The following is a 12,574-nucleotide window of genomic DNA, read 5'->3' as shown; positions in this document are numbered from 1 at the left end:
CCCACCCGAAATTTTTGCACGGTAGGTTTACCTGCGGCGGGAATCCGCTATGCTTGGCCCCCATTGGTTGACGGTCTGGGCAACGAGTGGAGGTGTATATGTTGTCTGCCGCAGAGGCGATACGCCGCTTACGGGAGGGCAATCGCCGTTTTGTGTCCGGGGAGCGGGATATGGGCGTCCGGTTGGATCAACACCGGCGCCGGGAGCTGCTGGAGGGACAGCCCTGCTTCGCAATTATTCTTGGCTGCTCTGACTCCCGAGTGCCGGCAGAATTAATTTTCGATCAGGGGCTGGGCGACCTTTTTGTTATCCGCGTGGCCGGCAACGTGGTGGCGCCATCACAAATTGGCAGTATTGAGTTTGCCGCAGAGCGCTTTGGCACACCGCTGGTGGTAGTGCTGGGGCATTCCCATTGCGGCGCGGTGCAAGCTACGCTGGAGGAATTGGAGCGACCGCAAGAGAGCCGTTCTCCGAACCTGCGTTCTATTGTCGATCGGATACGTCCTTCGGTGGAGCCACTGTTGGAATGTGCCGATGCCCATAATGCGGAAACTTTGGCTGAGCGCGCGGTGCGCGCCAATATTCGAGCTTCCGCCAATCAGCTTCGCCACGGTTCGCAGATACTGGAACAGTTAGTACAGGAAGGGCGGCTGGTAATTGTGGGCGCGGAGTATTCGTTGGAAACCGGCGAGGTGGATTTTTTCGATGGCCTGCCGGAGGAAAGCGATTGAGGAACCTCTGAATAACCCTCTGTCTGGCGGAAAAAAGACACCGCACCCACGCGAACTCATCGACGCTTCTAATAAAGGGAAAAACGATGCGCTGGCTCAAGGGAGTACTGATCGCCATCGACCAGTTGGGTAATGCAATCGCCGGGGGTAACCCCGACGCCACTATTTCCGCGCGCACTGGCTATTTTGCCCGGGTGGAGGAAACACCCTTGCGGCCATACTGGCGGTTGTTGGAGCGGATTATCGACTTCACCTTCCTGCCCATTGATGGCCCGGATCACTGCTATAACGCCTACTTGGCGGACAAGGACGAAAAAAATGAGGAGGGCAGTGATTTGATGCGCGGGTTACTGGGGGTGATAGTGATCCTCGTGTGCCTGCCGCTGTCACTGTTTACCCGCCTGTACGTCCTGATTATCCCCGGTGCGCGCTACAGTGCTTGAGGCGGCCCCGGTCAATGTGCGCGGATGCCGCAATGCGCTTGGGTGCTGTGCGGTTGAGCTATTGTTTTGGTTCTAACAGCCAGATAGTCTCATCTGCCTCGCATTTATTTTTCAGCCGTCCCGGGAAAGGCACGCTCTCGAGTTTGGTCAGCTGATAGCTTTCCCCATAGTGTCCCGCGATTTCCTCGCCGCCGACGGAAAAGGGTGGGCCGGCGACTAGGCGTTGGTCATACTCAAAGGTAATCAGAAGCTGCGGCACGCCCCCAGTGATGGCTTGCAGGTGCGCACTATAGCGGCGGCGCATGGGTTCCGGCAGGGCGACCAGGGCCGCTCTGTCATAGATGGCATCGACGGGGCCGAGCTGCTCGGCGGTCAGGTTGAAGATATCGCCCACAAACAGGTCGACTGCTTCCGCGCTGTAGCGGGTCAAGCCTCCCGCACTGGTTATTTCCGGCTCGACGCCCGCCTCCGCGAACAGCTGTTCCACCGCAATGCGGCTCAATTCTGCCCCAACCACCTGGTAACCGCGGGCGAGAAGCCAGGGGATATCCTGAGTCTTGCCGCACAGGGGAACAAAAAAACGTTTGCCCTGTGCGATCGAGAGGGCGGAAACATGTTTGACCAGAAGGGCATTGGGCCTACCTTCGTGGAAGGCAATCTCATTTTTTGCCCATCTTTTATGCCAAAAACCCGCTTCCATTATTGTTCCTCTTATTTTGGTTTTTACGCCCGGCCTGAGTGGGTGCGGATGCATCCGCACGGGTGTTGTCACTCGCTCCGGAAAGCTCACGGGAATTCATCATAGCTTCCCTGAAGTGGCTGAAACCGGCTGCGGCATGTCTACGGAAGTTTGACGCCCACTTCCGGTCAGTTTGCGCAGCGCCACATAGAATACCGGTGTCAACAGCAATCCAAACAGGGTCACACCGATCATACCAGTAAAGACCGTCACTCCCATCGCGTTGCGCACCTCGGCACCGGCACCAGTGGCCAGCACCAGCGGCACCACGCCCGCGATAAAGGCCACCGAAGTCATGATAATCGGACGCAGGCGCAGGCGGCAGGCCTCGAGCGCAGCACGGACCGGATCAAGCCCCTTTTCAATTTCCAGTTCGCGGGCAAACTCCACGATCAGAATGGCGTTCTTGCAGGCCAACCCCATCAGTACGACAAGTCCCACCTGCACAAACACATTGTTGTCGCCGTCGCTCAGCCAGACACCGAACAGTGCGGCGAGCAGGCACATGGGCACGATCAGTATCACCGCCAGGGGCAGTACCCAGCTTTCATAGAGGGCGGCGAGCACCAGGAACACCAGCAGCAGCGCCAGTGGAAAAACCAGCATGGAGGCGTTGCTGCGGTTGACCTGTTCGAAGCTGAGATCCGTCCAGGCGATATTCATGCCGGCGGGCAGTGTCTGTCCGGCCACCTGCTCCACCGTTTGCAGTGTCTCGCTGGAGGACAGCATCGCTGGATTTGACTGCCCCAGCAGATCCGCGGCCGGATAGCCATTGTAGCGGATCACCGGATCGGGGCCGTAACTTTGCTTGAGCTGCACCATGGTGCTGATAGGGACCATTTCGCCCCGGTTGTTACGGGTATACAAATGGTCGATATCCGCAATTTCGTCGCGGAAGGGGGCATCCGCCTGGGCCATAACGCGGTAAGTGCGGCCGAAGAGGTTGAAGTCATTGATGTACAGGGAGCCGAAATACAATTGCAGTGTCCCGAACAGATCGTCCAGTCGCACGCCCTGGGCCTTGGCCTGCAGGCGGTCTACTTCCGCGTCCAGCTGGGGCACATTGGCCTGGTAAGAACTGAATGGATAGCTGAGTCCCGGTGTTTGGCTGAGGGCGCCGGCCAGTTGATTGGTCGCGGTCTGCAAGGCGCCGTAGCCTGCGCCAGAGCGGTCCTGGATATAGAGCGAATAACCGGAGCCGGCGCCGAGACCAAAGATGGGGGGAGGCATAAAACTGACTGCGAAGCCCTCCTTGATCTGTGCCAGTTTGCCGTTGAGTTCCGCCGCGATTTCTTCGGCGCTGCGATCCCGCTCGTTGAAATCATCGAAGAGCACAAACACGGTACCCACATTGGGGGTGTTGGTGCGTTGCAGCGCGTTGAAGCCGACAAAGCCCGCTGCGTGGGCGATACCTTCAGTCTCCAGCGCCAGCTCGCTCACCCTGCGTGCGACGGCCTCGGTGCGGTCCAGGCTCGCGCCTTCCGGCAGGCGGATACTGCCCACCAGATAGGTTTTGTCCTGAGTGGGGATAAATCCGCCCGGGACCTGATTGAACATAAAGGCGGTGGCTGCCAGTAGAAGTGCGTAAACCGCGAACACCGCCCCGCGGCGCTTCAGGCTGCGGCTCACCAATCCCTGATAGCGCTCGGCATTTTTGCTGAAGAAGCGGTTAAACGGGCGGAACAGCCAACCGAACAGGCGGTCGATAATCCGCGCTGGCATGTCCGGTGCGGCGCCGTGGGGTTTCAGCAGTGTCGCAGCCAGTGCGGGCGACAATGTCAGTGAATTGACCGCTGAGATAACGGTGGCAATCGCGATGGCCATGGCAAACTGGCGGTAGAACTGACCGGTGATGCCGTCCAGAAATGCCATCGGCACAAAGACCGCGCAGAGCACCAGGCTGATGGCGACAATGGGGCCACTCACCTCCCGCATCGCCTGATGTGCCGCCGCCAGCGGCTGCAGGCCTTCCTCAATGTTGCGTTCGACGTTTTCCACCACCACGATCGCATCGTCAACGACAATACCTATAGCCAGCACCATACCGAACAGGGTGAGGGTGTTGATAGAAAAGCCCAGCAACAACAGCACGGCGAAGGTTCCAACGATGGATACCGGTACCGCCAGCAGTGGGATGATGGACGCGCGCCAGGTCTGCAGGAAGAGGATTACCACCAGCACCACCAGCAGTACCGCTTCCATCAGGGTTTTGATCACGGCTTTGATCGACGTGCTGACAAATACGGTTGGATCGTAGGCGATCTCCCAGGTCATGCCCTCGGGGAAGTCATCGTCCAGCTCCGCCATTTTTTCGCGCACAGCCTGGGAAACTTCTAACGAGTTGGAGCCGGGTGCCTGGAATATTGGTAGGGCCACCGCCTGACGGCCGTCCAGCAGCGTGCGCAGCGCGTCTTCTGACGAAGCCAGTTCAATGCGCGCGAGTTCGCGCAGGCGGATGAGCTCGCCGTTGTCGCCGGTTTTCAGCACGATATCTCCGAACTCATCGCTGTTGGCAAGCCGGCCCCTGGCGTTGATGGAGATCAGGAAATCGTTGTCGACGGGCATCGGCTGGGCGCCTATCTGGCCGGCGGACACCTGAATATTCTGTTCTCGCACTGCGTCGACGATATCGGAAGCAGTTACACCCAGGGCGGCGGCCTTCTGCGGGTCTACCCACAGGCGCATGGCGTAGTCGCCGGAACCGAACAGTCCCGCTTGCCCGACGCCGGGGATGCGCGCCAGCTCATCGCGGATATGCAGCACCGCATAGTTGCGAATATAGGTAGCGTCGAAGCGGTCGTCTGGCGACAGGAGGTGTACCGCCATCATCAGGTTTGGAGACTGCTTCTGCGTGGTTACTCCCTGGAGGCGGACTTCTTCCGGTAGCCGCTGTAGCGCCTGGGACACGCGGTTTTGCACCTGCACCTGAGCAAGGTCGGGATCTGTGCCGAGCTTAAAAGTGACTGTCAGTGACAAGGTGCCGTCGCTGCCGGCGACGGATTTCATGTAAATCATGTTTTCCACGCCGTTGATGGCTTCTTCCAGCGGCGTGGCGACAGTTTCGGCAATGGTTTTCGGGTTGGCCCCAGGGTAGCGCGCGGTCACGGCAACGCTCGGCGGCACCACTTCCGGATATTCACTTACCGGTAGTACCGGGATACTGATAAGGCCGACGGTAAAAATGATGATCGATAATACTGAGGCGAAGATCGGCCTGTCGACAAAAAAACGGGAAAAATTCATAGATCAGTCCGCACTGACTTCGGAGATTGCTGTTGTTACTGCCACGGCTAAGCGATGGCAGTGCGCTTGTGGGCCACCCGTCTGGGGTAGCGGTTTAATTCGCGTAAGTGCTATAGCGGATTGCGGGGTGCTTGAGGTGTTGAGCGCGAAGTCTCGTCACCTTCAGCGAGCGCAATTAGCTGAGGTCCCATAATGGCAGCGGGACTTGTTGAGGATCGCCGGACGCGGCTGGCATGGCGCGCGGCCGGAAATCCCGCACCGAGTCAGCGCTTGGCGACTTCCCGCGGGAGCTCACTTCCCCGCATTGCCACTAGCTCCGGTTGCACCGGCATGCCAGGAAAATAAATTTTCTGCAATCCGTTGATTACCACCCGCTCGCCGGGCCGCAGGCCGCTGCGGATCACAGTCAGGCCGTCCTGCTGTGGTCCGACGACAACCTCGCGGCGCTCGGTGAGATTTTTGTCGTTCACAAGATACACATAGCGTCGATCCTGGTCGGTCAGTACTGCGCGGCTATTCACCAGCATGGCGTGCGCCAACTGTTCCGCGGGCATTTTTACGCGCGCGAATTGCCCGGGCTTGAAAGTACCTTGTGGGTTCGGGATCACGGCGCGGAATTGGAGGGTGCCGGTGTGGCTGTTCAACTGGTTGTCGATAAAATCCAGCTCGCCGCTGTGTGGGTAGCCGTCTTCCCCCGCGAGACCGATGCGCACCTGCGGGCGCTGCTCCGGGGTGAAAAAGGTATGGCTGTCGACAAAAGTTCGCTGGTCGCTCTCGAAGTAAACGTACATTGGGTCCACCGACACCAGTGTGGTCAACAGCGTTTGATCGGCATTGGCAAGGTTGCCGCGGGTGACGAACGCCCGTCCGACCCGACCGCTGATCGGTGCCTCGATAACCGTGTACTGCAGATCCAGGCGGGCATTTTCCAGCGCCGCCTCTGCGGCATTGACCGCTGCGCGAGCGGAATCCCGCGCAGCCATCCGTTCGTCGTACTCCTCGCGGGAAATGGCCCGGCTGTTCAGCAGTCGCTCGGCGCGTCCCGCGCGGTTCTCGGCCAGAGTCATTTCGCTGCGCGCGCGGGCCAGATCCGCCTCGGCGGCGCGCAGTTGGGCGCGGTACGGGCGAGGGTCTATCTCGAAGAGCACATCGCCCCGTTGTACCAGTTCACCCTCATTAAATGCGACTTTTTCGATATAACCACTGACCCGGGGCCGCAGCGACACAGTTTCCGGTGCCTCCACCCGCCCGGTGAAGTCCCGCCAGACGGTTGTGGGAGCCGCTACCACTTGGGCGACATCCACCGCCGGTGCCTTCTGTTGACCGTTCTGTTCACCGCTGCCACATGCCGCCAGTGCCAGTGTCGCCAGTCCCAGCAGTGATAATTTCAGTCTTGTCATTGTGTCGTGAGCTCCTTGGATAGGGCAGAATCAAAAACGTCGGAGCGCGAACTCCGGGATGCACACCATAGTTGCGTGGGTTGACCGGACGGTATTCGGGTACTGCCAACTAATTGCCCGATTCTGCTTTACCGGAAAAATCGGAGCGGGAGAGAAACATCAATATTGTTGTCATTTTTGGTGAAAGTCGGCATTTTCGCGGCGTTTTTACCTGCAGTAGGTATCTATTGGAACGCTGCACAAGCGGAGCGGTTGCACATTACTGCAAGGTGTTTGCCTAATACTGTAAAAGTCTAAGTCACTTACCCAAATCTCCGTATACTGGCGGCATTGTTTTGCGATGGCGCCCAGACATTGGGCCGGGAGGGGAGGTATGTCGACAAAGCAAAAACTTTCGGACGTGCACAGTTGGGAACAGGAGCCTGCGCGGCAAAAACTCGCGGCGACAATTTCGCGCTGGATGCCGGCGTCGGGTATGGAAGAGACGACACTGGAAGGGGTCAGTCTGATCCGCGCGGATTCTGCGACCAGCTGTATGTCGTCAGTATACGAGCCCTCTCTCGGTTTTATCGTTCAAGGGAGCAAGACACTGCAATTTGGTGACCGGGAGATCGCCTATGGGCCCCTGAGCTATCTGGCCACCTCTGTACATTTGCCGGTGCTGGGGGAAGTCAAGGAGGCATCCCCGGAGCAACCGTTTTTCGCGGTCAAGCTGATTATCGACCCTCAGGAAGTGACCGACCTGGTGTTGGAGCTGGGGGATAAGGCACCGGAACTGAAGGCGGAGTTCAACTGTCCGGAAATTAATTGCGGTATCTGCGTGGCGCAAATGGATTCTGGCATGCTGGACGCGGTCAGTCGCTTGGTGGGGTTGCTGGACAGTCCTTCGGACGCACCCATATTGGCGCCGCTTGCGCGCAGAGAAATTATCTACCGTGCTCTGATGGGTGAGATGGGGGCACGGATGCGTAAATTTGCCGTGGTTGACAGTCAGGCCAACCGTATCTCAAGGGTTATCGCGGTGCTCAAGGACCGCTTTACCGAGCCGTTGCGCGTGCGCGATCTCGCCGAGCAGGCGAATATGAGCGAGTCTTCTCTATACCACAGTTTCAAGCAGGTCACGCGCATGTCGCCGCTGCAGTTCCAGAAAAAACTGCGCCTGCACGAGGCCCGCCGCCTGATGCTGACGGAGGGGCTGGAAGCGGCCTCTGCCAGCTACCGGGTGGGCTACGAGAGCCCGTCTCATTTCAGCCGCGAATACAGCCGTATGTTCGGCGCGCCGCCGCGCACGGACGTCAACAAGCTGCGCGGCGAGCAGCGGGTGCCCGCCTGAGGCCCACGGCACACCGGTGCTTAGGACGGTTTGGGAGCGAACAGGCTGCACCAGCCGTCCGGACTGATTTTGCCCTCAACCACCTTGCAGGCTTCCGGCGCTTCAAAGAGAATGCAATCGACACACTTTTGCCCGTTTTTCGGCGTGTCCTGATATTGCACCACTTCTTTCTTCGCCTTGGTCTGCGCCACCGCCCGGTCGGTCGCAATCAGGGCCGCCGGCAGCAGTGCCAGTGAACAGCCGGACAGTTTGAGAAACTGCCGCCGCGAAATCTTTTGGTAGCAATTGTTCATGGCTTTGCCTCGCCGCATCGAAATGGCATTGCTGACTTTCAGACTAGCAGCTCATGGAAAAAATACTGTGGTCTTTGAATAACTACAAAAGATATTCTGCAGGCTGTGGAGAATTGCTCTCGCAATCACCAGCAACCCCGCCACATGCACTTTTCATTCCGTTTCGACGTTTTTGGGCGCCTGTGAATTGGGTGGATCACCAGTTCTATGGACGGTGAAAATAGAAACAAGAATCGCTCGTTTTTTGTGTTTGCTTTTACTCTGCGGTTTGTGTTTCGGGCCAGGGTAGCCATAGATTGATCTGGATACCGCCCCCCGCACGATTTTGCAATTGAATACGGCCGCCGTGGGCATCGATGATTTCCCGGCACAGCGTCAGTCCCAGGCCGACCCCCTGGGGCTTGGTTGAGTAGAAGGGCAGCAGAGCCTGTTGCAGAACCTTTTCACTCATGCCGTGGCCCCGGTCGCGGATTACCAGCTCCTGGCCGTGCTGATCGACTTTGATCTGCAGTTCCGTGTTCAGGGCGTCGCTGCCGGCCTCGGCGGCATTTTTAAATAAATTCAGCAGGGCCTGTTCCATCTGCACGGGATCAAAGTAACCGGGCCGATTGGGCAGCTCCCCCTTCAACGTGAAGCCGTGCAGAGGCTTCAGGCGTTCTACTAACTGTTGCCAGCGAACAGGTTCACGACTGGGCGCGGGTAGTTTCGCAAATCGCGCGTAGCCCTGAGTGAATTCCGTCAGGTGTTGGCAGCGGTCGGCGATAATATCGAACACCTTTTCCAGTGCCTCCGATTGCCCAGGTTGCCGGATCAGCAGTTTGCCGCTGTGCGCCATTGAGGAAATAGGAGCCAGGGAGTTGTTGAGTTCGTGGCTGATTAAACGGATGACTTTTTTCCATACTTGCACTTCGGCACGAGTAAGTTCGCGGGTCATTTCGCGGATTACTATCAATTGGTGCTTTTGCGCATTGAGGACAAAAGAACTGTTGCTGAGGTGTAGTGTGCGTGTTTCACCGTTCTCACTGTAACTGAGGAGACCTTCCTTTTTTTTCTCTATGGCGTCAGCGAGCTCCTGGGGGCAGTGTGGCAGTAGTCGTTTCACGGTCAGGCCCTGTATGGGTTTTCCGCGATTTAGTAGGTGGCGAGCACCGCTGTTGGAGTAGATGATATGGTCGCCCTGGTCCACCAGCAGCAGTGCTTGGGGGGAGCTCTGGATCAAAGTATCCAGTAACAATTCCTGCTGGTAGATATGGGCGCGCTCGCGGCGCAGAATTTCCGCCACTTCGTTGTAGAGTTTAGTCAGATATCCCAGTTGATCATTGCGCCGAGTTACCAGGGAAACTGAGAAGTCGCCGTCGCGGAAATTGAGCAGGCCGCCTTCGAGTGCTTTCAGCGAGTGGCTGATTGGACCTATGACGAGACGCAGTAACAACAGCACCGTTGGCAGCGCCAGCAATAGGCCTCCGGTCCAGGCCAGTGGCGTATTGATTCCCTGCTGGATGAGCACAATCGGAATACTTGCACCGATCGCAACTGCCAGTAGGGATATAGCCGCGATGCGGCCTTCGAGGGACAATTTTTTGGGCATAAGACAGTTTTTGATTTCGCCTGCACTCTGCAGTTGATCCAGGGGGTGTGAAGTATCTTGCTCGTCAGGGAGAGAATTACTCAGGGGCTCCTTAATATGGAATACCGTATTTATCCAGGCGGCGATAGAGTGCCTGCCTGCTCATACCGAGTTCGCGCGCGGCCTGGGCAATGACACCGTTGCAGCTGGCCAATGTCTGCTCCAGAAGCTCGCGGCTCGGTTCGAAGCTGACCTCTACTCTGTCGGATCTATCACTGGTTGGCTGGGCGGGTAATCCGAGCGTCTGTTCGTCGATGGTATCGGTATTGCAAAGTACCGCGGCGCGCTGCATGGTGTTCTGCAGCTCGCGCACATTGCCCGGCCACCGGTAGCGCATCAGTGCCGATTGGGCCTGGCGAGACAGCTGCCTGCTTTCGCCGCTGCTTTGATCGAGGAAGCCCCGCGCCAGTGGCAATATATCTTCAGGGCGCTCACACAAAGGCGGCAGCTTCAATTCAATGACATTCAGGCGGTAGAACAGGTCCTGGCGAAAATTGCCCTGGGCTATCTGCTGCGGTAGATCGCTGTTAGTAGCACTGATTACGCGGACTCTTACTTTGCGGGTTTGGCTGCTTCCCAGGCGCTGGAATTCCCCTGTCTGCAATACCCGCAGTAATTTAACTTGGCCGCTGGCGGAAAGTTCGCCGATTTCGTCCAGAAACAGGGTGCCGCCATCGGCGGCCTCGAAGCGCCCCTGGCGGGCGCGGTTTCCGGCACCTGTATAGGCTCCCGCCTCGGCGCCGAAAAGTTCCGCTTCCATCAGCTCTTCCGGCAGGGCACCTACATTGACCTTGATGTAAGGGCCATCCTTGAGAGAAGAGTTGGCTTGCACGATATCGGCAATCTTCTCTTTGCCGGCGCCGTTGGGACCAGTAATCAGAACCGGCACATCGGCTCTGGCTACTTGTGTGGCCATCTCCAGCAGTTTCTGCATGGCTTCGCTGCGGTAGATGATGCCCTGCAGGTCGAAATTCTGCCGCAGATGTTCACGCGCCTGTTGCGCCTGTTGCTGTGCTTTGCGCTGCTGTTCCTGGAGTTCACTCAACTCCAGCAGGTTTTTTACCGAGGAGATCAGTTTGTTGTCGTCCCAGGGTTTGCCGATATAGTCGGCAGCTCCCGCCTTAACCAGTTCCACCGCCATTTCCAGTTGCGTCCAGGCGGTCAATAGTATTACCGGCAGATCTGGGTTTATTTCACGGATTGCGAAAAACAGCTCACGTCCCTCTTCACCGGAGGTGGTGTCCGCGGTGAAATTCATATCCTGTATCACCAGGCCGATATCTTTGTGTTCGCGCAGCAGTTGCAGTCCCGCCGGCGGTGTGGTCGCGCTGACGGTTTCAATCCGGTGCAGGGATAACAACAATTCCAGGGCAGAGATGATGCTCGGGTTGTCGTCGATAATCAGGACTTTATCCATACCTTTTATTTTCTGTATCTGTCATGTAGGTACGGGGCGACCGGAAACTGTGGCCGACTTTCGGGAAAGCCGGCTTCTAGTCGTCTCCGGGTGCGCCCATGGCTTTTGGATGAAGCCGGGGTCAGACATTGCGTGTCGCTGTCGCCGGTGAAATATTGGCTGCCCGGAGGGCGGGTACCAGGGCGGCAGTCAAGCTGACAATAAGCAGTATTAACGCACAGGACAGCATGGTCGGCAATGGCAGCTGCGGTTGGCCGTAGGACTCCACCATCATGCGGTTGGCGATCTGTGCCGCAGCCATACCTAGGGCAATACCGGCACTGGCGATCATGCCATTTTCCAATAGAAAGTAGCGGCCGATAGCGGCGCGAGTTGCGCCGAGGGCGCGGCGGACACCGATTTGCTTGCGCCGCTGGTTGATCCAGAAAGTGGTGAGGCCGACGATGCCCAGGGCAATGATAAAGGTGAGCAGCCCTATCACCACTGACAGTACCTTGATCATGGTGTTGTCGCGGGAGTAGCTTTTGTGCAGAAAGTTTTCAATAGTGTCCATTTCAATAACCCGGTGCGGATCCCGTTGGCTCAGCTTCTCTTCCAGCTGGTTGAATACTGAGTCCCGCTGGCCGGGCTCTGTGCGCACCAGATAGCGCATAAACAGGTTGCCCTCGGCAATCAGCATTTCCGGGAAGAATACGGCGTTGCCGGCTTTAGACCAGTTCACCCAGCCGCCCAGGTTGCGCTCCACTATGCCAATAATTTCGATCGGATGGCTGCTGCGATCGCCGTAGATGTATTTGCCGAGCGCATCGCCTTCCGGGAAGAGCTTTTCCGCAAACTGCTTGGTGACAATAACTACACTGGATTCACGGTTTTCGGTGAGATCTGCGACCTGAATATCTGACGGATCAAAGTTGCGTCCGGCAATCAGTTTCATACCCATAGCCTGGATAAATTCCGCACCCACTTGGTAATAGTTGGCCACTTCGCCGCCGGTTTCCTGACTAGGCTGGTTGTAATAGGCACTGGCAGAACCGCTGCCCGACAGCGGAAAGTGATTGCTGTGAGTGGCCTCTACCACACCGGGGATGGTGCGTATTAGGTCCAGGTCAGCAGCTACCGCTGTCTGCATATCGTAATTCTGCGACACGGGCTGAAAGTTGACTGTGATAATGTCTTCCACCGCTATGCCGGTAGGGCGTGCGGTTTTTTCCTTGCGATCACTGATGATAACGCTTGCGTTGCTGACGATGGCCAAAGTTAATGCCAGCTGCAGTGCGATCAGCAGCGCGGCTATCTTATTGCGCCAGAGCGCGGACAAAATAGGTTTGATTTCCAACATGGCCAGATC

Annotated in this window: 10 protein-coding genes; 3 read left to right on the top strand and 7 right to left on the bottom strand. The window is 57.5% G+C overall.

Annotated elements, in window-relative coordinates; genetic code table 11:
• Nucleotides 1–98: 98 nt before the first annotated feature.
• Nucleotides 99–731, top strand: a complete 633-nt coding sequence (locus A3224_RS12350; RefSeq protein ID WP_067155117.1) for a carbonic anhydrase — start codon at nt 99–101, stop codon at nt 729–731.
• An 86-nt stretch (nt 732–817) separates the two neighbouring features.
• Complete coding sequence (locus A3224_RS12345) at nt 818–1,174, top strand: hypothetical protein (RefSeq protein WP_067155114.1); 357 nt, start codon at nt 818–820, stop codon at nt 1,172–1,174.
• A gap of 58 nt (nt 1,175–1,232) precedes the next feature.
• Here the strand turns inward: A3224_RS12345 and tmpT are convergent, their stop codons facing one another.
• The 3 genes from tmpT to A3224_RS12330 all read right to left on the bottom strand — a co-directional run bounded on the left by tmpT (nt 1,233) and on the right by A3224_RS12330 (nt 6,556).
• Nucleotides 1,233–1,874 (bottom strand): thiopurine S-methyltransferase, encoded by a 642-nt coding sequence (gene tmpT, locus A3224_RS12340; RefSeq protein WP_067155112.1) that lies wholly within the window; start codon nt 1,872–1,874, stop codon nt 1,233–1,235.
• Nucleotides 1,875–1,973: 99 nt separating this feature from the next.
• Nucleotides 1,974–5,156 (bottom strand): efflux RND transporter permease subunit, encoded by a 3,183-nt coding sequence (locus tag A3224_RS12335; RefSeq protein WP_067155109.1) that lies wholly within the window; start codon nt 5,154–5,156, stop codon nt 1,974–1,976.
• 263 nt (nt 5,157–5,419) lie between these two features.
• Entirely contained in the window at nt 5,420–6,556 is a 1,137-nt protein-coding gene (locus tag A3224_RS12330) for an efflux RND transporter periplasmic adaptor subunit (protein ID WP_067155106.1), read from the bottom strand.
• 373 nt (nt 6,557–6,929) lie between these two features.
• Between A3224_RS12330 and A3224_RS12325 the strand changes: the two genes are divergently transcribed.
• Nucleotides 6,930–7,889, top strand: a complete 960-nt coding sequence (locus A3224_RS12325) for an AraC family transcriptional regulator (protein ID WP_067155103.1) — start codon at nt 6,930–6,932, stop codon at nt 7,887–7,889.
• Between the two features lie 20 nt (nt 7,890–7,909).
• Here A3224_RS12325 and A3224_RS12320 read toward each other — a convergent pair whose 3' ends face one another.
• The 4 genes from A3224_RS12320 to A3224_RS12305 form a co-directional block, all read right to left on the bottom strand.
• Nucleotides 7,910–8,182, bottom strand: a complete 273-nt coding sequence (locus tag A3224_RS12320; protein WP_156481478.1) for a high-potential iron-sulfur protein — start codon at nt 8,180–8,182, stop codon at nt 7,910–7,912.
• 256 nt (nt 8,183–8,438) lie between these two features.
• Nucleotides 8,439–9,770 carry a sensor histidine kinase gene (locus tag A3224_RS12315; protein ID WP_067155097.1) on the bottom strand — a complete coding sequence of 444 codons (1,332 nt, stop codon included), beginning with the start codon at nt 9,768–9,770 and terminating at the stop codon, nt 8,439–8,441.
• A gap of 91 nt (nt 9,771–9,861) precedes the next feature.
• Nucleotides 9,862–11,226, bottom strand: coding sequence for a sigma-54-dependent transcriptional regulator (locus tag A3224_RS12310; protein ID WP_067155093.1), 1,365 nt, complete (start codon nt 11,224–11,226; stop codon nt 9,862–9,864).
• Nucleotides 11,227–11,347: 121 nt separating this feature from the next.
• Nucleotides 11,348–12,565, bottom strand: a complete 1,218-nt coding sequence (locus A3224_RS12305) for an ABC transporter permease (protein WP_067155090.1) — start codon at nt 12,563–12,565, stop codon at nt 11,348–11,350.
• Nucleotides 12,566–12,574 lie beyond the last annotated feature (9 nt).

It is taken from the genome of Microbulbifer thermotolerans, from assembly GCF_001617625.1.
Lineage (GTDB): Bacteria > Pseudomonadota > Gammaproteobacteria > Pseudomonadales > Cellvibrionaceae > Microbulbifer > Microbulbifer thermotolerans.
The sequence above is the reverse complement of the archived record's forward strand: the minus strand, read 5'-3'. Positions and strand labels throughout refer to the sequence as shown.